The organism is Paraburkholderia caballeronis, from assembly GCF_900104845.1.
GTDB classification, from domain to species: Bacteria; Pseudomonadota; Gammaproteobacteria; order Burkholderiales; family Burkholderiaceae; genus Paraburkholderia; species Paraburkholderia caballeronis.
The window spans coordinates 1658679-1683944 of the sequence record NZ_FNSR01000001.1; the positions used below are offsets into that span (position 1 = coordinate 1658679).

The 25266-nt window shown below is 65.9% G+C and carries 18 protein-coding genes; 10 read left to right on the forward strand and 8 right to left on the reverse strand.

Features of this window, described 5'->3' with window-relative positions; translation table 11 throughout:
• Positions 1-103 precede the first annotated feature (103 nt).
• Positions 104-1558 carry a hypothetical protein gene (locus BLV92_RS07380; protein WP_143040659.1) on the forward strand — a complete coding sequence of 485 codons (1455 nt, stop codon included), beginning with the start codon at positions 104-106 and terminating at the stop codon, positions 1556-1558.
• 150 nt (positions 1559-1708) lie between these two features.
• Here BLV92_RS07380 and BLV92_RS07385 read toward each other — a convergent pair whose 3' ends face one another.
• Positions 1709-2287 (reverse strand): hypothetical protein, encoded by a 579-nt coding sequence (locus BLV92_RS07385; RefSeq protein WP_090729990.1) that lies wholly within the window; start codon positions 2285-2287, stop codon positions 1709-1711.
• A gap of 29 nt (positions 2288-2316) precedes the next feature.
• Positions 2317-2619 carry a hypothetical protein gene (locus BLV92_RS07390; protein WP_143040660.1) on the reverse strand — a complete coding sequence of 101 codons (303 nt, stop codon included), beginning with the start codon at positions 2617-2619 and terminating at the stop codon, positions 2317-2319.
• 123 nt (positions 2620-2742) lie between these two features.
• Between BLV92_RS07390 and BLV92_RS07395 the strand changes: the two genes are divergently transcribed.
• The 3 genes from BLV92_RS07395 (at position 2743) to BLV92_RS07405 (ending at position 5299) form a co-directional block, all read left to right on the forward strand.
• Positions 2743-3015 carry a helix-turn-helix domain-containing protein gene (locus BLV92_RS07395; protein WP_090543625.1) on the forward strand — a complete coding sequence of 91 codons (273 nt, stop codon included), beginning with the start codon at positions 2743-2745 and terminating at the stop codon, positions 3013-3015.
• A 65-nt stretch (positions 3016-3080) separates the two neighbouring features.
• Entirely contained in the window at positions 3081-4673 is a 1593-nt protein-coding gene (locus tag BLV92_RS07400; protein ID WP_090543627.1) for a prepilin-type N-terminal cleavage/methylation domain-containing protein, read from the forward strand.
• A 425-nt stretch (positions 4674-5098) separates the two neighbouring features.
• A complete protein-coding gene (locus BLV92_RS07405) occupies positions 5099-5299 on the forward strand; it encodes a hypothetical protein (RefSeq protein ID WP_090543629.1) in 201 nt (66 codons plus the stop codon).
• A 36-nt stretch (positions 5300-5335) separates the two neighbouring features.
• Here BLV92_RS07405 and BLV92_RS07410 read toward each other — a convergent pair whose 3' ends face one another.
• Positions 5336-6031: an aspartate/glutamate racemase family protein gene (locus tag BLV92_RS07410; RefSeq protein WP_090543631.1), complete on the reverse strand. Its 696-nt coding sequence runs from the start codon at positions 6029-6031 to the stop codon at positions 5336-5338.
• 163 nt (positions 6032-6194) lie between these two features.
• Here BLV92_RS07410 and dinB point away from each other — a divergent pair, with 163 nt between their 5' ends.
• Both dinB and BLV92_RS07420 read left to right on the forward strand, forming a co-directional pair.
• Complete coding sequence (gene dinB, locus BLV92_RS07415) at positions 6195-7343, forward strand: DNA polymerase IV (protein ID WP_244283758.1); 1149 nt, start codon at positions 6195-6197, stop codon at positions 7341-7343.
• Between the two features lie 79 nt (positions 7344-7422).
• A complete protein-coding gene (locus tag BLV92_RS07420; RefSeq protein WP_090543632.1) occupies positions 7423-8712 on the forward strand; it encodes an amidohydrolase family protein in 1290 nt (429 codons plus the stop codon).
• Positions 8713-8812: 100 nt separating this feature from the next.
• On the opposite strand, the gene BLV92_RS07425 is transcribed toward BLV92_RS07420, so the two are convergent.
• The 4 genes from BLV92_RS07425 to fixL form a co-directional block, all read right to left on the reverse strand.
• Entirely contained in the window at positions 8813-10915 is a 2103-nt protein-coding gene (locus BLV92_RS07425; protein WP_090543634.1) for a M3 family metallopeptidase, read from the reverse strand.
• A gap of 496 nt (positions 10916-11411) precedes the next feature.
• Positions 11412-12269: a bifunctional methylenetetrahydrofolate dehydrogenase/methenyltetrahydrofolate cyclohydrolase FolD gene (gene folD, locus BLV92_RS07430; RefSeq protein ID WP_090543636.1), complete on the reverse strand. Its 858-nt coding sequence runs from the start codon at positions 12267-12269 to the stop codon at positions 11412-11414.
• A 491-nt stretch (positions 12270-12760) separates the two neighbouring features.
• On the reverse strand, positions 12761-13405 hold the full coding sequence (gene fixJ / locus BLV92_RS07435) for an oxygen response regulator transcription factor FixJ (RefSeq protein WP_090543638.1): 645 nt from the start codon (positions 13403-13405) through the stop codon (positions 12761-12763).
• Positions 13402-15918: an oxygen sensor histidine kinase FixL gene (gene fixL / locus BLV92_RS07440; protein WP_090543640.1), complete on the reverse strand. Its 2517-nt coding sequence runs from the start codon at positions 15916-15918 to the stop codon at positions 13402-13404. Before fixL ends, fixJ begins: the two co-directional genes overlap by 4 nt.
• Before the next feature lie 294 nt (positions 15919-16212).
• Here fixL and aceE point away from each other — a divergent pair, with 294 nt between their 5' ends.
• From aceE to lpdA, 3 genes are all read left to right on the forward strand, one after another.
• Positions 16213-18909 carry a pyruvate dehydrogenase (acetyl-transferring), homodimeric type gene (gene aceE / locus BLV92_RS07445; protein ID WP_090543642.1) on the forward strand — a complete coding sequence of 899 codons (2697 nt, stop codon included), beginning with the start codon at positions 16213-16215 and terminating at the stop codon, positions 18907-18909.
• Positions 18910-18988: 79 nt separating this feature from the next.
• Positions 18989-20629 (forward strand): dihydrolipoyllysine-residue acetyltransferase, encoded by a 1641-nt coding sequence (gene aceF, locus BLV92_RS07450; protein WP_090543644.1) that lies wholly within the window; start codon positions 18989-18991, stop codon positions 20627-20629.
• Positions 20630-20746: 117 nt separating this feature from the next.
• Positions 20747-22516: a dihydrolipoyl dehydrogenase gene (lpdA, locus tag BLV92_RS07455; RefSeq protein ID WP_090543645.1), complete on the forward strand. Its 1770-nt coding sequence runs from the start codon at positions 20747-20749 to the stop codon at positions 22514-22516.
• A 276-nt stretch (positions 22517-22792) separates the two neighbouring features.
• Here the strand turns inward: lpdA and BLV92_RS07460 are convergent, their stop codons facing one another.
• Positions 22793-23365 (reverse strand): phasin family protein, encoded by a 573-nt coding sequence (locus tag BLV92_RS07460; protein WP_090543647.1) that lies wholly within the window; start codon positions 23363-23365, stop codon positions 22793-22795.
• A gap of 711 nt (positions 23366-24076) precedes the next feature.
• On the opposite strand from BLV92_RS07460, the gene pbpG reads away from it, so the two are divergent.
• Positions 24077-25255 (forward strand): D-alanyl-D-alanine endopeptidase, encoded by a 1179-nt coding sequence (gene pbpG, locus BLV92_RS07465; RefSeq protein WP_090543649.1) that lies wholly within the window; start codon positions 24077-24079, stop codon positions 25253-25255.
• Positions 25256-25266 lie beyond the last annotated feature (11 nt).

The following is a 25266-nucleotide window of genomic DNA, read 5'->3' on the forward strand; positions in this document are numbered from 1 at the left end:
ACGACCGGACCGCCACGGGCGACATCAGAGACTGGCGGCACTTGTGCCGCCGCCGTAACCTGTCATCCTGGAAAGGTAGCCCACGGATCGGTAGGACAGGAACATGGCACCGCGCAAGACTGACATGCCGTTCTCATTGTTGGACGGGCTTGAACCGTCCAACAATGAGGTGATTGGTCATCGTTCAGATGATCAATCACAAGGCCGTAGCGAAAGCGAAGGCCGTATGCGTGGTCGCGGGAGCGAACACGCACCGGCTCGATGCGGGAGCAGCGAGCCGAGCACAGACGGCGGGAGCCGGCTGTGCGGTCCCCGGATGGACGCCCAAGCGACCATCTGGGGACACGCCATCACGGACGCACTCCGTGATGGCGAAGCCAGCGCACGGAAAGCCGCCGAGGACGATACGAAGCCCTGGACCCTGCACGCCGACCAGCAGACGCGCAACATACTGCGCGACGAGGAACAGCGCAAGGTCTCGCCGACCACCGCAACGAAGTATCGCCGCGAATACGAACGACTGCGCACCGAAGGCATCACCGCACTGGACAAAGCACGGACACGGCAACACTACGACCTGCTGCGGACCGCGTCGCACTACTGCATGGAAACCGACGTGCGCGCGCTCCGGGCTTCATCGGAGCGCGCGCGCCGCGCCGGTCACGTGGACCAAGCACAACGCCTGACGCTCGAAGCCTGGAAACTAGCGACGGAGATGGATGTGCAGTTTCGCCAGCCGGAGCGGAAAACCTGGAAGGACAAGGCGGACGCCATGCGGAAGGCCAGCGCCCCAATCGTGTCGAAGTCGAAACGCGACACGCGCGCGCCGGTTCCGTCGCTCGCGGTCGCGGCGCTGCTGACGACGGGGCATCACGGCGTGAAGGTCGCGGAGCGCCACGCCGAGCGGCTGGCGGTGCTGGCGCTGTTCGGGGTTCGACCGGCCGAGCTGAAACGTGGGATCGAGTTGGAAACGCGGATCGACCCGCAGACCGGCGGCCACTTCCTGGCCGCCCGGGTCAAGGGCGTGAAGGTCAACGCCGAGCGCGGCCAGGCTTGGCGCACGCTGGTGGTACCGGTCGATAACGCCGCCGCAAGCGGGCTTGCGGCGGTGGTTCAGGAGCGCGGCGGCAAGGCGGTGGTGTCGATGACCGACGCGGATCACCGGAGCCTGAATCGCGCGCTCCAGCGGTCAGGCCTGTCGATCTATTCGTTCCGCCACGCGGTTGCCAGCGAACTGAAACGAGAGGCGATCCGCAAGCCGGAGACGGCAGCCAGGGCGGCGACGTTCATGGGGCACGCGAGCACGCGCAGCCTGATGAGTTACGGGCGTGCTGCGCACGCCCGTGGTGGTCGCCGGTTCCAGGCACGAGCAGAGCGCCAGGTGCGCAGCGTGCCCGTTACGTTCAAACAAAAGACCGCCGTGCGCGAGGCTGCCCGTGCGACGGCCGCATCTGCGACCGCCGCGCCGGTTCCAAACCTTGGGGCGCTAGCGCGCCGGCTCCCCGCGCCCGCTGGGCTGACGCCACCACGCGGGCCAAAACTGCCCTGGAAGCGGTAGGCCGCCCGGACGGGGCAGCGGGTCAAGGAGCGCGCAGCGCCCCCGTAGGGGCCTGTCCTTGACGCGCTGAACCGGCCCCGCACGCTCGGGCACGGGCGGGCAGAGCCAGAGCGCTGCCCGCCCATGCCGACCTGCTGCGGGCCGGGTTCATCACTGCACGCGCCAGCCGTTGTTCGTTTTCGCCATCATGGCTTCGTCGTTCACGGACGCGGTCATCCCCGGCAGCGTCTGGAACTTGTCGCGCTCGACCCAGGACGGCACGTCGTCGATCTTCCAGGTGAACTTCACATCGGACATGCCGTCGTTGTCCTTGTTCGGAACCGTGAACTCCGTCACCTCATCAACGGTCTTCGTCCCCACACAGAAACCCTTTTGCGGGTCCCATGCGCCAGTGGATCGCCCTTTGTTCGTCAGGTTGATGGTGAACGCCGAGACGTTCGCGAAGCCTTGCTGGACCAGTCCGAGTTGTACGGTCGCAATGCCCTCACGGTTCAGCCCGTCCAGGATGCCGACCTGTTCTTTCGTCATGCCCTCCGACGGGATCTGGATCGGCCACTGCACCGCCGCGCTGTTCTCGACGTTCCAGCAAACCGCCTGCGGTTTGTCCTTGAAATACTGCGCCAGGCCGTCTTTCAAATCCCCTTTCGACGGCCCGCTGCTGCACCCGGCGAGCACTGCTGCAGCGGCGACCAGCGCCCCGAGCGCCAAATTTTGCTTCTTGTTGTTCATGATGGTCCCTACGGATTGTTGTGCTGTTTTTACCGGTACGCCTGCATGTCCATCGCCGCGCCGAGCCGGTTGTACCATTCCTGCGCGCCTCGTCCAGTGTGGAAGTAGACACGATGCTGCGGCTGGTCCAGGTTCTTCGTGTTGATCTGCACGTAGGGCTTGACCATGTTGTTCGACGTGGAGACTTCGACAGTCCGCACCTGATCGAACGGGATCATGCGTGCCGAGCTGAACCAGCCTGACTTGACGAGCAACTGCCGGCTGTTCGGATCGAGTTCCAAGCGGCTGCGGCCGAAGCCGAGCGAATGGCGATAGGTCGGGTTGAACGACATAAAGTCCTCATCGGTGAATGACGCATGCATATCCATGCGAAAGCGATCATACCCAAAATGATAACCATATCCCGTGATATTTTATCCCGTGGAGATTTATCGCTAGGAAAGCAACCATGAGGCATGGCAACCTCATCCCCTCCGATCAAGACGAAACCCAAAGCGCCGGCCCTAGTGGCGTTCGGTGAGGCCGTTCGTCGGCGGCGCAAAGCACAGGGGCTGTCGCAGGAAGCCTTCGGCGACGCCTGTGGAATCGACCGTAGTTACATGGGTGGGATCGAGCGAGGCGAGCACAACCTGGCGCTTGTCAATATCATCAAGATCGTCCATGCCCTGGGCGTCAAACCGTCCGAGTTTTTCAGCGACCTAGACGATCTGCCGGACCTCGACGCATAGCGCACTGGCATTTGACGGCGGTTCCTGGCGCGGTAAGTTGGTAGAAACCACCACCAGAGCCTGTCATGCTGACCGGGAATCCCTTCCTCCAGAGACCCGCAGCCTTGCGGGCCGCTTCGCCTTGCCGCCCCCGTCGCGGCTTCACCCTGATCGAGTTGATCCTCGTGCTGGCCGTCGGCTCGATGATCACGCTGCTGTCGTTCCAGGGCATGAAGCGCGACACCGAAAGCAACCAGGCCCGGATCGTCGGCCAGCAAATGCAGACGGTTGGCCGGGCCGTCGATACCTACATCGCCAGCCGCTACACCCCGATCAGCCAGTTGCAGGGTGCGGCAGGCGGGGCCAGCGATCCCGGCCCGCGCACCTGCTCGGGGACCACCTGCACGATCACGATCCAAACGCTTGTGAGCGAAGGCCTGCTGCCCGTGACCTACCAGAACCTGAACAGTTATGGATCGGGCTACAACATCACCCTAAACGTCACCGGTACCGCGCCGAACTGGAACGTGGTCGGCGTGGTAACAACGGCCAAGCCGTGGACGGTTGGCGGCGTGACGCGTTACGACCTGCTTGGCCGGGCGATGGCGGCGGCCGGGGCAGACAGCGGCATGAGTCGCTCCAGCGCTTCCCGGATCGACGGCTACGGCGGCGTCTGGAACGCGCCGATCACGATCAGCCCGGCACTCGGGCTGCTCGGCTTCCAGGTCGGCACCGGGACCGGGCTTTACTCGGTCTACCTGCGCCGGGATGGCACCCTGCCGATGACCGGCGACCTGAACCTGTCGGACGGCACAAACCACAACATCATCAATGCCAGCAACGTCACCGGGACCGGGCGCTTCACGTCGGCCCAGACCTACACCAACTACGTGAACCTGGCCGGCAACCTCGACATGACCGGGACGGCGACGATTCAGGGCAGCGCCAATGTGAACGGCCAGGTCGTGGCCCAAGGCATGATCTGGTCAGCAAACAGCCTGCAAACCGCCGGCGGGGTGAGTGCCAACGGCGAGATTTACTCGGGCACGACGGTGCAAACACCAGGCACCATGTGGGCGGGTGGCAACATCACAGCCAACGGCATGATCTGGTCGGCAAACAGTCTGCAAACGGCTGGCGGAGTGAGTGCCAACGGCGAGATTTATTCCGGCACGACGGTGCAAACACCAGGCACCATGTGGGCCGGCGGCAACATCACCGGCAACTATCTGATTCCAAGCGGTAGCGCATCCGTGGGCGGCAGCTGCAGCCCAAGCGGTGCGATAGGAACCGATGGTAGTCAAACGCTGTTCTGCAAAAACGGGGGGTGGAGCAGTGCTGGATCGGCGACGGTCTCCGCTCCTACGGTTCTTGTAAGTGCGGCTGCAAAAAATCAATCGTATTGCTTCACCATGCCGAAAGCGGCCGTCGTAACAACCTCCGCGCTGGGGACGGTCACCACTACCGTTGACGGGGTAGTTGTTGGCTTCAGCGTAGGGGTGTCAGGGCAGAACTCCGACGTTGAGATTGGCACGAGCGTGACTGTTTTCGCGCCTGCGGGCGCCAGCGTGTGCTCGTCTTCTGCCCTCGTTACGGCATATGGTGGCGGCCCTAACCAGATCGTGACCAAGACGATCAATGGCGCTGGCTTTCTCATGGTGGCCACATACCTAAACTAACCTGGCAACATGCACGTCATGCTGAGGTGCGTGTGATGCCGAATCCTACATCTTGAGCTACACTCTGGGGCTACAACTTTCGGAACCCGCAACCGTCCGGGAACCCCGTGTAATCAAGAGGTTATGAGGTGCCGGGCGCTACGCTCCTGCCCCCGCAACCAGGAATCATCCGTACGCCGCCGCTTGCGATCAACAGTCGCCCGGCGGCGTATCCATTTTGGCGAAGGCATTTTCCTTTGCTCCGTTCTCCGCGCCATCTCGTCCCATCGTCGCTGCATTAAGCGACTCGATCCAGGCGTTGTCGGTCAATCTGCGCGCCGACCCACGATAAGCCGTCCGCTACGGTGATAGTCTCGCGTGACAGACTACGTTCTCGCTGTTGCCGCATGGTCGAACGTCGCCTGCAATCGAACGGAGGCTGATCGATGGAAAACGCAGTGTATTGGAACGGCGTGCAGGTCGGGCTCGAAGTCGAAGGCCGCATCTTCTGGTATCCATCGACGCCTCAGGCGGCTATCGACGCATACGGCGACCATCGCAATGACGACGCGTGCCAGCCGGTCGCGAGCCACGCGAATCTGGGCATCGTGGCGGGGATACCCGATAACGGCGTCGGCCGTCGTTGACGACCGATACCGAACAAAGCCCGCATCGAACCCGCATCACGCTCCGATTGCCCATTCGACCGCCGCCTGCACGTGCAGCGCGGTCGTATCGAACACTGGCAGCGACGAATCTTCCGCGCCGATCAGCAGCGTGATCTCCGTGCAGCCGAGAATCACCGCCTGCGCGCCGCGTTGCGCGAGCCCGTCGATCACACGGCGATACACGTCGCGCGAAACTTCATCGACGACGCCGTGACACAACTCGTCGTAGATGATCCGGTGAACGTCCGCGCGCTCGCGTTCATCCGGCACGATCGCTTCGAGGCCGTGCGTGTCGCGCAGCCGGCCGACGTAAAAATCCTGTTCCATCGTGTAGCGCGTGCCGAGCAGCCCCACGCGTTCGACGCCCGCCGCGCGCAGCGCCGCGCCGGTCGGATCGGCGATGTGCAGGAACGGAATCGAGATTACCGCGTCGATCGACGCGCACACGCGATGCATCGTGTTCGTCGCGAGCAGCACGATGTCCGCGCCGCCGCGCTCCAGTTGCCGCGCCGCGTCGGCCATCAGCGTGCCTAGCGTCGCCCAGTCGCCGGCGCGCTGCAATGCTTCGACGTCCGCGAAATCGACGGTCGCCATCAGGCTGCGCGCGTTGTGATGGCCGCCGAGCCGCGCTTTCGCCTCACGGTTCAGCAGCCGGTAATACTCGGCGGACGATTCCCAACTCATGCCGCCGATCACGCCTATCGTCTTCATCGTGGATTCCCGCCCAGTCCAGAACGCACGAGTATAGGGCGCACGCGGATGGCAGGGCGGTACGGTCGCGCGCGCGGCGGCCGGTACGGCGGTGTGGCTCTGGCGTGGCGATGACGTGGAACGCGTGGAAATCCGCTTGAAATGAACACTGTGTTTTTGTACAGTGTTCATCATCGTGACCGTACCGTCATCCACGTTGCCGCAACCCGCCGCGCCCTTCGTGCGCAAGATCATTCACTGCGATTGCGACTGCTTCTACGCGTCGGTCGAGATGCGCGACGACCCGTCGTTGCGCGGCCGTCCGCTCGCGGTCGGCGGCCGTCCGGACCAGCGCGGCGTGATCGCGACGTGCAACTACGACGCGCGGCGCTTCGGCATTCATTCGGCGATGTCGTCCGCGCTCGCGATGCGCAAATGCCCGGACCTGTTGATCCTGCCGTCCGCGATGGAGAAGTACCGCGCCGCGTCGAAGCAGATCATGGCGATCTATCGCGACTACACGGCGGACGTCGAGCCGCTGTCGCTCGACGAGGCGTATCTCGACGTCACCCATGCGTCGCATCACAAGGGCAGCGCGACGCTGATCGCGCGGGAGATCCGCGAGCGCGTGCGCAGGACGGTCGGCGTCACGGTGTCGGCGGGCGTCGCGCCGAGCAAGTTCATCGCGAAGATCGCCTCGGACTGGAACAAGCCCGATGGCCTGTTCGTCGTGCGTCCGCACGAGGTCGATGCGTTTGTCGCCGCGCTGCCGGTGCGCAAGATTCACGGCGTCGGCAAGGTGACCGCGGCGAAGCTCGAAAGACTCGGGCTGACGACTTGTGCGCAGTTGCGCGCGTGGCCGCTGGTCGAACTGCACCGGCACTTCGGCGCGTTCGGCAGGCGGCTCTACGAACTCGCGCGCGGCATCGACGAGCGGCCGGTGCGCGCGGACCAGGAGCGCAAGTCGGTGAGCGTCGAGACGACCTACGTGACCGACCTGAAGACGCTCGAAGCATGCGGCGACGAACTGCGCGACCTGGCGCGCCAGCTCGACGAGCGGATTGCACGCGCGGGGGTCGCGCACGCGGTGCGCAAGCTGTTCGTGAAGATCCGCTTCGCGAACTTCCAGCGCACGACGGTCGAATGCGTGCGCGACGCGACCGATCTGCCGACGCTGCTCGCGATGCTTGAAAAGGGACTCGCGCGGCGCAGGGAGCCGGTGCGGCTGCTCGGCGTCGGCGTGCGGCTCGAAGAGGAGAACGCGGGGTCGGGCGGACAGTTCGCGCTGTTCGACACCGAACTCGACGACGACGTGCACGCGTTGCCGGACTGAACGGTCGAGCGGGTCGCCGTCGTCCGGTGGCGAGGCTTTTCTGGTGTCGCTAGAATCGACGCAAACGAGGAGCCGCCCCATGGACCTGATCATTCGCCGCGCCACGCTCGCGCATCCGCATCCGCCCACGCAGCCGGGCACCGTCGATATCGGCATCGAGGGGGGCCGCATCGTCGCGGTCGAACCTCGCATCGACGCGGCCGCGCGCGACGAGATCGACGCGAACGGCTCGCTCGTCACGCCGCCTTTCGTCGATGCGCATTTCCACATGGACGCGACGCTGTCGTACGGGCTGCCGCGCGTGAACCAGTCGGGCACGCTGCTCGAAGGCATTGCGCTGTGGGGCGAACTGAAGCCGGATCTGACCCAGGACGCGCTCGTCGAACGCGCGTTGCAGTATTGCGACTGGGCGGTCGCGCGCGGGCTGCTCGCGATCCGCAGCCACGTCGACGTCTGCGACGAGCGGCTGCTCGCGGTCGAGGCGCTGCTTGAAGTGCGCAGGCGCGTCGCGCCGTATCTGGACCTGCAACTGGTCGCGTTTCCGCAGGACGGTTTGCTGCGCAGCCCCGGCGCGTTCGACAACCTGAAGCGCGCGATCGCGATGGGCGTCGACGTGGTCGGCGGCATTCCGCACTTCGAGCGCACGATGGCGGACGGCGCGGAGTCGGTGCGCCTGCTGTGCGAGTTCGCCGCGCAGAAGGGCCTGCGCGTGGACATGCATTGCGACGAGTCGGACGATCCGCTGTCGCGCCACATCGAAACGCTCGCGGCCGAGACACACCGGCTCGGGATGCATGGGCGCGTCGCGGGCTCGCATCTGACGTCGATGCATTCGATGGACAACTACTACGTGAGCAAGCTGCTGCCGCTGATGCGCGAGGCAGGCGTCGCGGCGATCGCGAACCCGCTGATCAACATCACGTTGCAGGGGCGCTCGGATACGTATCCGAAGCGGCGCGGGATGACGCGCGTGCCGGAATTGATGGCGGCCGGCATCGACGTCGCGTTCGGCCACGACTGCGTGATGGACCCGTGGTACAGCTTCGGCTCCGGCGACATGCTGGAGGTCGCGCACATGGGGCTGCACGTCGCGCAGATGACCGGCGTCGCCGCGACGCGCGCCTGTTTCGACGCGGTGACGGTGAATTCCGCGAAGATCCTCGGGCTCGAAGGTTACGGCATCGCGCCCGGCTGCGCGGCGAACTGCGTGGTGCTCGATGCGCGCGAGCCGGCCGAGGCGATCCGGCTGCGCGCCGCGCGGCTCGCGGTCGTGAGCCGCGGCAAGGTGGTGAGCCGTTCGCCGGCCGCGCGCGCGGCGCTGTCGCTCGAAGGGCGTCCGGCCGAAGTCGATTTCCGGCTGCATCGCTGAAAAAGAAAATCGCGACGCCGCGTGGAAGCGGCGTCGCGATTCGCGGTGCGTCGTATATGAGCGCATGCGCGCCACGCGAACGCGGCGCGCATCCACATACTCAATGCGTGGCGGCCGGCGGCTGCGTCATCCCGTTGTGGCGCAGCAGGGCGTCGATGCTCGGCTCGCGGCCGCGGAACGCCTTGAACGATTCCATCGCTGGCCGGCTGCCGCCGACTTCGAGAATCTCGCGGCGATAACGCGTGCCGGTCGCGACGTCGAGCACGCTCGTATTCGCGAGTTTGGCTGCTTCCTCGAACGCCGCATACGCGTCCGCGGACAGCACCTCGGCCCACTTGTAGCTGTAGTAGCCGGCCGCATAACCGCCCGCGAAGATGTGGCTGAACGTGTCCGGCCAGCGCGAGAACGGCGCCTGCGGCACGACGTGATAACGCTCGTTGATCTCGCGCGCGAGGTCGTTCGCGGACTTGCCCTGCGACGCGTCGAAGTCCACGTGCAGCGCCATGTCGAACATCGAGAACACGATCTGGCGCAGCGTGCCGAGGCCGCTCTGGAAGTTCTTCGCGGCGAGCATCTTGTCGAACAGGTCGCGCGGCAGCGGTTTCGCGGTATCGACGTGCGACGTCATCTCGCTCAGCACGTCCCACTCCCAGCAGAAGTTTTCCATGAACTGCGACGGCAGTTCGACCGCGTCCCATTCGACGCCGTTGATGCCGGAGACCGCCAGTTCGTCGACGCGCGTCAGCATGTGATGCAGCCCGTGGCCGAACTCGTGGAACAGCGTGATGACCTCGTCGTGCGTGAAGCACGCGGGTTTGCCGCCGACCGGCGCGGAGAAGTTGCAGGTCAGGTACGCGACCGGCGTCTGCACGCCGTTCGTGTCGAGCTTGCGGCGCGAGCGCGCGTCGTCCATCCACGCGCCGCCGCGCTTGCCTTCGCGCGCGTACAGGTCGAGGTAGAACTGCGCGACCAGCGTGCCGTCGAGATTCTCGACGCGGAAGAAACGCACGTCCGGGTGCCACACCGGCGCGCTGTCGTCGCGGATGCGCACGCCGAACAGCGTCTCGGTCACCTTGAACAGCCCCTTCAGCACGAAGTCCTCGGGGAAGTACTGCTTCACTTCGTTTTCCGAGAACGAATAACGCTTCTGGCGCAGGCGCTCGGCGGCGAACGCCATGTCCCACGGCTGAAGGTCCGCGAGGCCCAGTTCGGTCGCCGCGAAGTCGCGCAGTTCCTGCCAGTCCTGTTCCGCGTGCGGACGCGCGCGCGTCGCGAGGTCGTCGAGGAAGCTCATCACCTGCTGCGGCGACTCGGCCATCTTCGGCGTCAGCGACACTTCGGCGAAGTTGTCATAACCGAGCATCTTCGCTTCTTCCGCGCGCAGCTTCAGCTGCTCCGCGATGATCTCCGTGTTGTCCCATTCGGGCTTGCCGCCGCCGTAGGTCGGGCCGAGTTCGGACGCGCGCGTCACGTACGCGCGATACATCGTCTCGCGCATCGCGCGGTTTTCCGAGTACTGCATCACCGGGAAATACGACGGGAAGTGCAGCGAGAATTTCCAGCCGGCCTTGTTCTCGCGTTCGGCCGCCTCGCGCGCGGCCGCGATCACGTCGTCGGGCAGGCCGACGAGTTCCGCTTCGTCCGTCGCGACGTACGCGTACGCGTTCGTCGCGTCGAGCACGTGATCGGAAAACGCCTTCGACAGCGCGGCCTGGCGTTCCTGCAATTCCGCGAAACGCGGTTTCTGCTTCTCGGGCAGTTCGGCGCCGGACAGGCGGAAGTCGCGCAGCGAGTTGTCGAGGATCTTGCGGCGCTCGCCGGACAGCACGCCGTAGGTGTTGCTGTTCGCGATCGCCTTGTACTTCTCGTACAGCGCGAGGTTCTGGCCGACGCTCGCCCAGAACTCGGTCACGCGCGGCAGGTTTTCCGCATGGGCCGCGCGCAGTTCCGGCGTGTCGGCGACCGCGTTCAGATGGCCGATCACGCCCCACGCGCGCGACAGCGGCTCGGAAGCGCGCTCGACCGGGTCGACGACGTCGCTCCACTGCGCGGGCGTCGCCGGCAGCGCGGCGCGCTCGACGGCGGCCTTCGCGTCGGCGAGCAGCACGTCGAGCGCCGGCGTCACGTGTTCGGGGCGGATCTCGCCGAAACGCGGCAGGCCGGTGAAGTCGAGCAGCGGATTATCGGATGGGGTAGTAGCCATGATGCGTCCTGTTCGTGTCTGTCGCGGTTGAATAGGTTCGGGCGCGCTGCGCCCGACTGTCCGAGTATTGGGGTCGCGCGCGCGCTTTCCAACCGGGGCGGGTTCGCGGCGCGGCGCCTGGCGGCGGCCGTCGGCGTGCATGGCCTTGCGGGGCAATGCGGTTCGGGCCGGCGGTTACCCGGGTGGAAATCGGCGCGCGGCGCGCCTTGCCTTGCGATCCTACTGCAAGGGCATCGCCGGCGCACCTATGGACGCCCGCTTGCCAGGGGCAATGCGGTTTCGGCAGGAAAAAAGGGGCGTCGGCGCAGAGGCGATGGGGGCGTGTAATGCGCGTGCGGCGAGCCACAGGCGGTTTCGATGCGCGCCGGCGCGGGGCCGGCGCAGCATGCGGCATCATGGCAGCGCGAAGCGGCGACGGCCCGCCTTCTTCGATGTAGCGCGCACGCCCCGGGCAAGACCACGGGGCTGTCGAATCCGCACGCGGGGATGGCGCCCGTTACGCGGCACCCGCCGCGCGTTCCGCGGCTTCGATCGTGTTGACGAGCAGCATCGTGATCGTCATCGGGCCGACGCCGCCCGGCACCGGCGTGATGTGGCCGGCCACTTCCTTCACGCCCGCGAAATCGACGTCGCCGCACAGCTTGCCCGCGTCGTCGCGGTTCATCCCGACGTCGATCACCGTTGCACCCGGCTTCACCATGTCGGCGGTCAGGATGTTGCGCTTGCCGACCGCCGCGACGACGATGTCCGCTGCGCGCGTATGCGCGGCGAGGTCGCGTGTCTTGCTGTGGCAGATCGTGACGGTCGCGCCCGCGTCGAGCAGCAGCATCGCCATCGGCTTGCCGACGATGTTCGAGCGGCCGATCACGACCGCGTTCGCGCCGCCGGGCGCGATGCCGTACGCGTCGAACATCTTCATCACGCCGTACGGCGTGCACGGGCGGAACAGCGGCTGGCCGGTCATCAGCGCACCGGCGTTCGCGACGTGGAAGCCGTCGACGTCCTTCTCCGGCGCGATCGCCTCGATCACCTTGTGGCTGTCGATGTGCTGCGGCAGCGGCAACTGAACGAGGATGCCGTGGATCTTCGGATCGCGGTTCAGTTCGTCGATGCGCTTGAGCAGGTCCGCTTCGGACAGCGTCGCCGGATAGCGGTCGTACGACGAGAAGAGGCCATTGTCCTCGCACGCCTTCACCTTGTTGCGCACGTACACTTCGCTCGCCGGGTTGTCGCCGACCAGCACGACCGCGAGGCCCGGCTGGCGCCCGCGGGCGGTGAGGGCGGCGGCGCGCGTGGCGACGTCGGCGCGCAGTTGCTTGGAGAGGGCGAGGCCGTCGATCAGGGTGGCTGTCATGGTCGGTACACGAGTGCGGTTCGGAATGCGGGAGCGGGGCGGGTCGCGCGCGAGTTGGGAGCGTCGGTTGTCGCCGGCGCGGCGGACCGAGGCGCGGCGCGCGCGCCGCTGCGAAGTCCGACATTATACCGGTCGCGGCAACGGCGCTTCGGGCCGGGCGAGCGGTTGTCGCGACGTGGCGGATGGCATTGGCGGGCGCGAAGAAGGCCGCTAGCGGGATGTGACGGATGGATGTTCTGCCGCGTGTCGCGCGGACAAGGCGGGATGTCGGTCAACCCGCGAAGCGCGGCCGTCACTCAATGCCCGCGGCGCTTCTGCGACGACTCAATCGCGAGAGATCGCTTCAGAAGCCTGATGGGATGCGAAGCAAAAACGCGCGCCGCTGAAAGACTTGCGGGAACCTGCAGGGATTCGAAAGCCCGTCTGCCGGCGAAGCAACGCAGGCAGACGGAGCGACAGCGGCGGGCGGCGCGACGGCCGCCCGCGCGGCATCACTGATGCGCTTGCGGCTTGTTCGACAGCGCGAGGCGAAGCAGATCCGCGACCGTGTTCACGTTCAGCTTCTCCATGATGTTCGCGCGATGCGCCTCCACGGTCTTGATGCTGATGCCGAGGTCGTCCGCGATCTGCTTGTTGAGGCGCCCCGCGATGATCCGCTCCAGCACCTGATGCTCGCGTGCGGTCAGCTTCGACAGCCGTTCGGCGGCCGCGCGCTGCTGCTGCACGTTGGTGCTTTCGCTGCGCGCCTTGTCGAGCATCCGCTCGACGAGCTTGCGCAGTTCCGCTTCGTCGAACGGCTTCTCGATGAAATCCATCGCGCCTTTTTTCATCGTCGACACCGCCATCGGCACGTCGCCGTGGCCGGTCACGAAGATGATCGGCAGCGACGCGTTCTCGGCGATCAGGCGTTCCTGCAGTTCGAGCCCGCTCATGCCCGACATCCGCACGTCCAGAATCAGGCATGCGATCTGGCCGGTCTGCTGGAACGGCTGATACGCGTCGTGGAATTCCTCGGCGCTCATGAAGCATTGCACGCGGTAGCCGTTCGCTTCGAGCAGCCAGCGCAGAGAGTCTCGTACGGCCTCGTCGTCATCAACGACAAACACGGTTTCCTGGGTGGTGACTGGGCTGTTCATGGCTCTCCCGTAACGGTTTGTGGAGTTGGCTCGTCGGAGCGGTCTGGACGCTGACCGTCCGCCTCGCCGATCGGCAGATTGCAATGGAACGTGGCGCCGCTGATGTGGCCGTCCGCCTCGACGTTGTTGACCACCCACAGGCGCCCGCGATGCGACTCGATGATAGAGCGGCAGATGTTGAGCCCCATGCCCATGCCGTCGGACTTGGTGCTGTAGAACGGCTCGAACAGCCGCTCGGCGGTGGCCTCGTCGACGCCCGGACCCTGGTCGACGACGCTGATGCACACGTAGCCGCCGTCACGCTGGACGACCACGCGGATCACCGGATCGACCGCATTCGGACGCGCGTCGGCCATCGCCTCGGCGGCGTTTTTCAGCAGGTTCACCAGCACCTGCTCGATCAGCACCGGATCGACGTAGATCACCGGCATGCGCGCGCGCATGTCGGTCACGATCCGGATGCGGCGCTTGCGCGCCTCGATTTCGGCCAGGCCGACCGCGTCCGCGACGATGTCCGCGACGCGCGTCGCCTGGCGCTTCGGCTCGCTGCGCTTCACGAACTCGCGGATGCGCTTGATGATCATCCCCGCGCGCACCGCCTGCTGCGCGGTTTTTTCGAGCACCGGCAGCAGGTTGTCCGCCGACGCGCGGCCCGACTTCACCAGCGCGACGGTGCCGGACGCGTAGTTGTTGATCGCCGCGAGCGGCTGGTTCAGTTCGTGCGCGAGCGACGACGCCATCTCGCCCATCGTCATCAGCCGGCTCGTGAACTGGAGCTTCTCGTCCTGCTGCCGCGCGAGTTCCTGCGCCTGCTTGCGGGTCGTGATGTCGGTCGCGATCTGCATCTGCGCGAGGTGGCCGTCGACCCACTGGATGTACTGGCGCCGCACCTCGAACCACTTCTGGATGCTCTCGACGTAGATTTCCTGCGCGTCGGCGGCGCTCTCGGTCAGCGCGGCGGCCGGCAGGCCCGCGAACGCGTCGACCATGTCGATCGAGTCCGACGACGCCTGCGCGCTGTCGAAACCGCCGCCGCCCGCGAGTTCGAGGTGGCCGTCCGGGCGGATGCCGAACAGGTGGCGGTAGTAGCGGTTCGCGAACAGCAGTTCCGCTTCGTCGGCGGCGAGCACGGACACCGCCGCGTCGAGGCTTTCGAGCACGGTCGTGAAGCGTTCGTGCGCGGCCGCGAGTTCCTCGCGCGCGCGTTTCGGCTCGGTGATGTCGGTCATCGACGACATCCAGCCGGTCTGCCGGCCGGAACTGTCGATCAGCGGCGAAACATAGAGACGCGCATGGAACGTCGAGCCGTCCTTGCGCCGCACGCGCAGTTCGAACCCGGACGACGGCGCCTTGCCGCGCAGCGTCATGTCCAGTTGGCGCTGCATTTCCGGATACGCGTCGCGCGGCCAGTACGGGAACGGCGCGGTCTTGTTCACGAGGTCGCTTTCGTCCCAGCCGGTCATCCGGCAGAACGCGGGATTCACGTGGGTGATGCGGCCGTGCATGTCGAGCACGCGCATGCCGATCAGCACCGAGTTCTCCATCGCGCGGCGGAAGAACGCCTCCGCGTACAGCGCCTGCTGCGCCTCGAAACGCTGGCGCGTGTGTTTCCACAGGCTCCACAGGCTCCACAGCACGAAACACGACAGCCCGGCGACCAGCCACACGAGCGTGTTGTTCGTGAAGTTGGTCATCTGCGGATACGAATAGACGCGCACCGACAGCCCCTGGCCCGGCGGATCGAGCGGCAGGTCGTAATACACGTCGCGCGGCAGGCGCGGGCGGGTGGACGTGGTCGCGAGTTCGCGGTTGTTCACGTCGAGGATCGAGATCTTGTACTTCGCGGACAGCTCGGGCGGGATGTCGTGCTTCAGCATCCCCTCGACCGAGAACACGGCCGCGATCGAGCCGAGAAATTCGCGGTCGCGATATACAGGCGTCTGGAGCGTGATGTAGCCGTTGCCGAAGTCGTCATGGATCAGCGGCGAATAGACCTGGCGGCGCGTCGTGCGCGCCTCGTTGAACGCGGCCTTCACGGCTTCGTCCATCTGCGCGTCGGTCGGCTTCGCGAGCCGCTGGCCGAGCGTCGGCAGCGCGGTGGCGGGCCAGCGCGGCTGGTGCACGCTCGTGTACCAGTTCAGATAGAGGATCTCCGGATGCGCCTGCATGATGTCCCCGGCGGACACCTGGAACGACTGGGGATCGCCGTGGCCGGTCGCGAGGTCGCGCGCGAGCGCCTGCAACTGCTCCTGCGCGCCGGTCATCGACAGCCGGATCTGCTGCTGCGCCCATGCGACGTTTCGATACAGCGTGTCTTCCTGCTGCTGCTGCTCGCGCCGGTTCAGACTCCACAGGATCAGGCTCATGACGATCAGGAACACCAGGATCGACAGGAGCGGCGTCAGCAAATAGGAATTGGACCACCACGGTCCGTGGTGCCAGCGGGACGGCGACGACGCGCCGGGCGAAGCGGGCGTCCGCGCCGAGCGTGCGAAAAGCCGTTCGGTCAACATGGCAGGATTGTAGCGCAGCGTAAGACACGGAATTGACGTGAAAAAAGCGGTAAATCGCCGACAAACGAGCGCAAACTGGCCGGTATGGGCCAACGGGAGCAAACAATTCAGCGTGCGCCGCAGCAATTTTCCACATTATAAAATCCCATCTCGCAATTCGAAAATTTTGTTGCGCGATGCCGAGAGGGGTCATTACAATCGCCCCGAAAGTTGCGCGGTCGGCCGGTCCGTCATCGTTATCGCTGCCCGCATGGTCTGTTCAACAGCGTTCCCAGAAATTCCCAGGAGACGAGCATGTCCGCTGTACCCGACGAAGTCCTCAAGTACGTAGCCGCCGACAAGGACGAAGACCCGCAGGAAACGGCCGAATGGCTCGAAGCGCTGGATGGCGTGATCTCGACCGTCGGCCCGGACCGCGCGCACCACCTGATCGAAAAGCAGATCGAGTTCGCCCGCGTGCACGGCGAACACCTGCCGTTCTCGGCGAACACCCCGTACATCAACACGATCCCCGTCGCCGGTCAGGCGAAGAATCCCGGCGACCAGGACCTCGAACACCGCATCCGCTCGTACACCCGCTGGAACGCGATGGCGATGGTGCTGCGCGCGGGCAAGGACACGAACGTCGGCGGCCACATCGCGTCGTTCGCGTCGGCCGCGACGCTCTACGACGTCGGCTTCAACCACTTCTGGCACGCGCCGTCCGCCGACCACGGCGGCGACCTCGTGTTCGTGCAGGGCCACTCGTCGCCGGGCGTCTACTCGCGCGCGTTCCTGCTCGGCCGCCTGTCGGAGAAGCAGCTCGACAACTTCCGCCAGGAAGTCGGCGGCGAGGGCATCTCGTCGTACCCGCACCCGTGGCTGATGCCGGACTTCTGGCAGTTCCCGACCGTGTCGATGGGCCTCGGCCCGATCATGGCGATCTACCAGGCGCGTTTCATGAAGTATCTGCAGGCGCGCGGCATCGCGAAGACCGAGGGCCGCAAGGTGTGGGCGTTCCTCGGCGACGGCGAGACCGACGAGCCGGAATCGCTCGGCGCGATCGGCATGGCCGGCCGCGAGCGGCTCGACAACCTGGTGTTCGTGATCAACTGCAACCTGCAGCGTCTCGACGGCCCGGTGCGCGGCAACGGCAAGATCATTCAGGAACTCGAAAGCGAGTTCCGCGGCGCCGGCTGGAACGTGATCAAGGTGATCTGGGGCAGCCGCTGGGATGCGCTGTTCGCGCGCGACCGCACCGGCGCGCTGATGCGCCGCATGATGGAAGTCGTCGACGGCGAATACCAGACGTACAAGTCGGAGTCGGGCGCGTACGTGCGCGAGCACTTCTTCAACACGCCTGAACTGAAGGCGCTCGTCGCGGACTGGTCCGACGACGACATCTGGAACCTGAACCGCGGCGGCCACGATCCGCACAAGATCTACGCGGCGTTCCACTCCGCGACGCAGACGAAGGGCCAGCCGACCGTGATCCTCGCGAAGACGATCAAGGGTTACGGGATGGGCGAGGCAGGCCAGGCGATGAACATCACCCACCAGCAGAAGAAGATGCAGGTGGATCAGCTGAAGAAATTCCGCGACCAGTTCCGCCTGCCGATCTCGGACGAGGAAATCGTCGACGTGCCGTTCCTGAAGTTCGAGGAAGGCTCGAAGGAACTCGAATACATGCGCCAGCGCCGCCAGGACCTCGGCGGTTACCTGCCGGCGCGCCGCGAGAAGGCGGAATCGCTGCCGGTGCCGGCGCTCGACGCGTTCGAGCCGCTGCTGAAGGGCACGGGCGAGGGCCGCGAGATCTCGACGACGATGGCGTTCGTGCGGATCCTGAACATCCTGCTGAAGGACAAGGCGCTCGGCAAGCGCGTCGTGCCGATCGTGCCGGACGAGTCGCGCACGTTCGGGATGGAAGGCCTGTTCCGCCAGATCGGCATCTGGAACCAGGACGGCCAGAAGTACGTGCCGGAAGATTCCGATCAGCTGATGTTCTACAAGGAATCGACGACCGGCCAGATCCTGCAGGAAGGGATCAACGAAGCCGGCGGCATGTCGGACTGGATCGCAGCCGCGACGTCGTACTCGACGCACGGCGAGATCATGATCCCGTTCTACATCTTCTATTCGATGTTCGGCTTCCAGCGGATCGGCGACCTCGCGTGGGCGGCGGGCGACATGCGTTCGCGCGGCTTCCTGCTCGGCGGCACCGCGGGCCGCACGACGCTGAACGGCGAAGGCCTGCAGCACGAGGACGGCCATTCGCTGCTGTGGGCGGCGTCGGTGCCGAACTGCATCAGCTATGACCCGACGTTCGGCTACGAACTCGCGGTCATCGTCCAGGACGGCCTGCGCCGCATGGTGCAGGACCAGGAGGACGTGTATTACTACATCACGGTGATGAACGAGAACTACGAGCACCCGGCGATTCCGCAGGGCGAGCATGTGGCGGCCGACATCATCAAGGGCATGTACGCGTTCCGCAAGGCCGACGCCGACAAGAAGGCGCCGCGCGTGCAACTGCTCGGCGCGGGCACGATCTTCAACGAAGTGATCGCCGCCGCCGACCTGCTGAAGAACGACTGGGGCGTCGCCGCCGACCTGTGGAGCGTGCCGAGCTTCACCGAACTGGCGCGCGAAGGCCACGACGTCGAACGCTGGAACCTGCTGCATCCGACCGAGCCGCGCCGCGAAGCGCACGTGACGAAGCTGCTGAAGGACGCCGAAGGCCCGGTGATCGCGTCGACCGACTACGTGCGCGCGCTCGCCGACCAGATCCGCGGCCTCGTGCCGAACCGCTTCGTCGTGCTCGGCACCGACGGCTACGGCCGCTCGGACACGCGCGAAAAGCTGCGTCATTTCTTCGAAGTCGATCGTTACTGGGTCACGGTCGCGGCGCTGAACGCGCTCGCCGACGAAGGCAAGATCGAGCGCAAGGTCGTCGCCGACGCACTGGCGAAGTACCAGCTCGATCCGTCGAAGCCCAACCCGATGACCGTCTAAACGCCAACACCCCGAGCGGCCCGCCGGCGACGCCCCCGAAGCGGGGGTGTCGCCGCGCGCGGCCCTGGAGACACAAACAATGAGTCAAGCGATCGAAGTCAAGGTGCCGGATATCGGCGATTACAAGGACGTGCCTGTAATCGAGATTCTGGTGAAGGCGGGCGATACCGTCGAAAAAGAGCAGTCGCTCGTCACGCTGGAGTCGGACAAGGCGACGATGGACGTGCCGAGCCCGGCGTCGGGCACGGTGAAGGAAATAAAGGTCAAGGTCGGGGATTCGGTGTCGGAAGGCGCGCTGATCGTGATTCTGGACGGCGAAGGCGCGGCTGCCGCGCCCGCAAAGGCCGCCGAGTCCACGCCCGCCGCCCCGGCGGCCGCTCCGGCTCCCGCCGCCGCGCCTGCCGCGGGCGGCGGCGCGCAGTCCGTCAAGGTGCCGGACATCGGCGACTACAAGGACGTGCCGGTGATCGAGGTCGCGGTGAAAGTCGGCGACCGCGTCGAGAAGGAACAGTCGCTCGTCACGCTGGAATCGGACAAGGCGACGATGGACGTGCCGAGCCCGGTGGCCGGCGTCGTGAAGGAAGTGAAGGTCAAGGTCGGCGATTCGGTGTCCGAAGGCGTCGAGATCGTCGTCGTCGAAGTTGAGGGGGCCGCCGCGCCCGCGGCGGCACCCGCCGCGAAGGCCGCGCCGGTCGAGCAGCCGTCGGACGCGCCCACCGCGCCCGCGAAGCCGGCTCCCGCGCAGCCGTCCGCGCTCGCGCAGGCGCCGCTGATTCCGGCGGGCGAAGGCGGCGCGCGCCGTCCGAGCCACGCGTCGCCGTCGGTGCGCAAGTTCGCGCGCGACCTCGGCGTCGACGTGTCGCGCGTCGTCGGCACGGGTCCGAAGGGCCGCATTACGCAGGACGACGTGACCGCGTTCGTGAAGGGCGTGATGACCGGCCAGCAGGCCGCCCCGGCGGCAGCCGGCGCGCCGGCGGGCGGCGGCGAACTGAACCTGCTGCCGTGGCCGAAGATCGACTTCACGAAGTTCGGCCCGGTCGATCCGAAGCCGCTGTCGCGGATCAAGAAGATTTCCGGCGCGAACCTGCACCGCAACTGGGTGATGATCCCGCACGTCACGAACAACGACGAAGCGGACATCACCGAACTGGAAGCGCTGCGCGTCCAGCTGAACAAGGAAAACGAGAAGGCGGGCGTGAAGTTCACGATGCTCGCGTTCGTGATCAAGGCCTGCGTGGCGGCGCTGAAGAAGTTCCCGACCTTCAACGCGAGCCTCGACGGCGACAACCTCGTGTTCAAGCAGTACTACCACGTCGGTTTTGCCGCCGACACGCCGAACGGCCTCGTCGTCCCGGTGATTCGCGACGCGGACAAGAAGGGTCTCGTCGATATCGCCAAGGAAATGACCGAGCTGTCGAAGCTCGCGCGCGAAGGCAAGCTGAAGCCGGATCAGATGCAGGGCGGCTGCTTCTCGATTTCGTCGCTGGGCGGGATCGGCGGCACGACGTTCACGCCGATCATCAACGCGCCGGAAGTGGCGATCCTCGGGCTGTCGCGCAGCAGCATGAAGCCGGTATGGGACGGCAAGCAGTTCGTGCCGCGCCTCACGCTGCCGCTGTCGCTGTCGTACGACCATCGCGTGATCGACGGCGCGGAAGCGGCGCGTTTCAACGCGTACCTCGCGGCGATTCTCGGCGATTTCCGCCGCGTGATCCTGTAAATCCGCTTCGTTGACCGGCCTGTGCCCGCGGCGGGCGCGGCCGGTCGCTCCAATTTCATGTGGGACCGGAGTCCGCCCTGGAGGGCTGGCTCCGGTCGACACGCACAAGGGGACACCATGAGTCTCGTCGAAGTGAAAGTGCCGGACATCGGCGACTTCAAGGGCGTCGACGTCATCGAAGTGAACGTCAAGCCCGGCGACACCATCGAGAAGGAACAGTCGCTGCTGACGCTGGAATCGGACAAGGCGTCGATGGAAGTGCCGAGCGACGTCGCCGGCATCGTGAAGGAAGTGCGGGTGAAGGCCGGCGAACAGGTGTCCGAAGGCACCGTGATCGCGCTGGTCGAAACGTCCGGCGCCGCGGCGGAAGCGCCGAAGGCGGCCGCGCCTGCTGCCGCGAAGCCGGAACCCGCTGCGGCCGCCGCGCCCGCGCAGAAGGCAAGCGCGCCGCAAGCCGCGAGCTTCGGCGGCAGCGCCGACATCGAGTGCGACATGCTCGTGCTCGGCGCCGGCCCCGGCGGTTATTCGGCGGCGTTCCGTTCGGCCGACCTCGGGATGAAGACGGTGCTGGTCGAGCGCTATTCGGCGCTCGGCGGCGTGTGCCTGAACGTCGGCTGCATTCCGTCGAAGGCGCTGCTGCACACCGCGCTCGTAATCGACGAGGCCGAGTCGCTCGCGTCGCACGGCATCTCGTTCGGCAAGCCGCAGATCGATCTCGACAAACTGCGCGACTTCAAGTCCGGCGTCGTGAAGAAGCTGACCGGCGGCCTGGCCGGCATGGCGAAGGCGCGCAAGGTCGAAGTCGTGACCGGCGTCGGCACGTTCGTCGATCCGCACCACATGGAAATAGTGGGCGACGGCGGCAAGAAGGTCGTCAGGTTCAAGCAGGCGATCATCGCGGCCGGCTCGCAGGCGGTGAAGCTGCCGTTCATGCCGGAAGACCCGCGCGTCGTCGATTCGACCGGCGCGCTCGAACTGCGCCAGATTCCGCAGCGGATGCTGGTGATCGGCGGCGGCATCATCGGCCTCGAAATGGCGACGGTGTACTCGACGCTCGGCGCGCAGATCGATGTGGTCGAAATGCTCGACGGCCTGATGGCCGGCGCGGACCGCGATCTCGTGAAGGTGTGGGAGAAGTACAACGCGAAGCGTTTCGCGAACGTGATGCTGAAGACGAAGACCACGAAGGCCGAAGCGAAGGAAGACGGCATCTACGTGAGCTTCGAGGGCGAGAAGGCGCCCGAAGGCGCGCAGCGTTACGACCTCGTGCTGGTCGCGGTCGGCCGTTCGCCGAACGGCAAGAAGATCGGCGCGGACAAGGCGGGCGTCGCGGTGACCGACCGTGGCTTCATCGAAGTCGACAAGCAGTTGCGCACCAACGTGCCGCACATCTTCGCGATCGGCGACATCGTCGGCCAGCCGATGCTCGCGCACAAGGCGGTGCACGAAGGCCACGTCGCGGCGGAAGCGGCGCACGGCGAGAAGGCGTACTTCGACGCGCTGCAGATTCCGTCGGTGGCGTACACCGATCCGGAAGTGGCGTGGGCCGGCAAGACCGAGGACCAGTGCAAGGCCGAGGGCATCAAGTACGGCAAGGCGGTGTTCCCGTGGGCCGCGTCGGGCCGCGCGATCGCGAACGGCCGCGACGAGGGTTTCACGAAGCTGATCTTCGACGAAGAGACGCATCGCGTGATCGGCGGCGGGATCGTCGGCCTGAATGCGGGCGACCTGATCAGCGAAGTGTGCCTCGCGGTCGAGATGGGCGCGGACGCGACCGACATCGGCCGCACGATCCATCCGCACCCGACGCTCGGCGAGTCGATCGGCATGGCTGCGGAACTGTACGAAGGCGTCTGTACCGATCTGCCGCCGCAAAAGAAGAAGTAAGCCGGTTCGGGGTCGTGCGGCCTCGTCGGCCGCGCGACGCCGGCAGCGCAGATGAAAAAACGGCGCACTCCTTCCGGAGTGCGCCGTTTCTGTTTTCAGGCCTCAGGCTTCAGGCGGGCGGCGGGACGTTCGAAAAAAAGTCCCGGCCTCTCGCGACCGGGCAAAGCGGTACGCCAGGCGACGTACTGGAGCGTCCGGATGCGCCGCATGCGGCGGGCGCAGCACGGCGCGGACAGGCCGGCGCAGGGTAGTCGCGCCGGCCTCGAAACGCGAGTGTCAGACCGTCTTCTTCGCGGAAGCGGCTGCCGAGCGCGACGCCTGCGCGGCGGCCTTGCTCGCAGCGGCCGTCGCCGCGTTGAAGTTGCTTTCGGCCATTTCGACCGCCTGCTTGGTGGCCTTATGGACCGTTTCGTACGTCGTGTTCGCGGCGTTGATCGCCGACTTGATCACGGCGACCGCGGTTTCCGAACCGGCCGGTGCATTCTTCGCGACGTTGTCGACGAGCGACTGCACCTTGCGGTTCTGGTCTTCGTAATGCGTTTCCGCGACGCGCGCGAATTCGGCCTGGGTGGCGGCGGCGATTTCGTACACGTGACGGCCGTACGACAGCAGTTTTTCGGCGACCGGCTGCGCGTAGCTGGCCTGCAGCGCGAGCAGTTCCTGGGCGTCCTTCACCGACAGCGCGCGCTGCGCGTGTTCCTGGCTTTCCGCAATGTTCGAACGGATGGCCTGGAGATTCAGCTCGACGAGTTTTTCGACACCCTCGAACGCCTTGCCGGTCAGGCCGAACAGGGTTTCGAGATTGGCCTTCTGGGCAGCGACGAATTGCTCGGGGGTAAGCGGACTCATGGTTACGCTCCTGATGGATGACGGACCGTCTGGCGCAGTCCGCGGGATTTGGGGCAAAACGTTCGGGTGTGATCTGCGGCGCGCGTTGTGCGTCGCAGCATTGATTCGGATTTTAGGATGGCTGGCAGGAATGTCAAGTGGTTTTTTGTGCGCCGCACCATGTCGATATTTTCTTTCTAAACAAATGCTTATGCGGTGGGCATAACTGCATTTTCACGCGCGGAAGCGGCGAGAGCGGCGCGCCGCGCGGGTCTCGCGCCGGGCGAACCTGACGCGCCTTCGCCAGTTCTGGCAAGATTCACCCCGTTGGACGTTCGCGAACGCGGGCGGATCGCGCGGTTTGCCGGGCGGAAAATCGCCTGTTCGCGTCCACCGGATTACGGCGACATCCGTTAATGGACGATCGCCGCGGACGATCGCAGTCGCGCCGCCCGTCCGCGAGAATGTGCCGCAGTCAGGTTTTCCCCGATTCAGGCGGGCTCGTTTCGGCCGTCACGCAAGTTTGTGCGTCGCCGTTGCGGCACGCCGCGCGCCGCAACGGGGAGCCTGCGCGCCGCCCGTTCGTCGTCACCGAATACCCCGCACTGACGCGCTGTTCCGGCCGGAACTTACATTCCGGTTTAAGGAGCGTCGATAAGTGCTTAAATTTGCGAAAATTTCATGGTTTTACTACACTTGGCGAACGATCCAGCCGCCCCCTCAAGAACACCAATGAAATCCGACAAGCTCCCGTCGTTCAAAGCGATCCACGGTGCGGTAGTCGGTACCGCCCTGTCGGTTGCCGCCTCCGTGGTCCTCACCGCGACGCTTGCCTTGCCCGTGGCCGCGTTCGCCGCGCCGGCGACCGCGCATCCGGCCAAAACGAAAACGGTCAGGGCGACGAAGTCCGCGAAAAAAGCCGAGCCCGTCGCCGCGAAGGTCGCGCGCAAGTCGGGCGCCGGCGTGCGCACCGTCGCCGCGAAGTCCGAAGACGCGAAACCGGTCGCGAAGCGCAAGCGCGTCGCGTACACGATGAATGGCCGTCACCATTCGGTGGTGCGCCGCGTCGCGTTCGAGCCGCGCCAGCCGACCGTCGGCCAGGCGTTCGGCCTGCACGAGACGCCCGACGCGCTGATGCTGCGTTCGAGCGTCGCGTACGTCGTCGACCAGAACACGCTCGAACCGCTGTTCGACAAGAATTCGCGCGCGGTCGTGCCGATCGCGTCGATCTCGAAGCTGATGACCGCGATGGTCGTGCTGGACTCGAAGGCGCCGCTCGACGAATCGGTCGAAGTCACCGACGAGGACCGCGACTACGAAAAGAACACCGGCTCGCGGCTGTCCGTCGGCTCGGTGCTGTCGCGCGAGGACATGCTGCACATCGCGCTGATGGCGTCGGAGAACCGCGCGGCGGCTGCGCTGTCGCGTTATTACCCGGGCGGCCGTCCGGCGTTCATCGCGGCGATGAACGCGAAGGCGAAGCAGCTCGGCATGACCGACACCCATTTCGAGAACTCGACCGGTCTCACGAGCCTGAACGTGTCGAGCGCGCGCGACCTCGTGAAGATGGTCAACGCCGCGTACCAGTACCCGATGATCCGCCGCTTCTCGACGGACCGCAGCTACGACGTGTTCACCGGCAAGCGCACGCTCGCGTACAACAGCACGAACGCACTGATCCGCAATCCGTCGTGGGAAATCGGCCTGCAGAAGACCGGCTTCATCAACGAAGCGGGCGAGTGCCTCGTGATGCAGACGACGCTGCACGGCCGCTCGACGATCATGGTGCTGCTCGATTCGACCGGCAAGTATTCGCGTTTTGCCGACGCGAGCCGTCTGCGCACGTGGCTCGACAACGGCGGCGACCAGCCGCACATCACCAGCGCGGACGCTGGCGGCGCGGGGACCTGATCCGCGCGGCG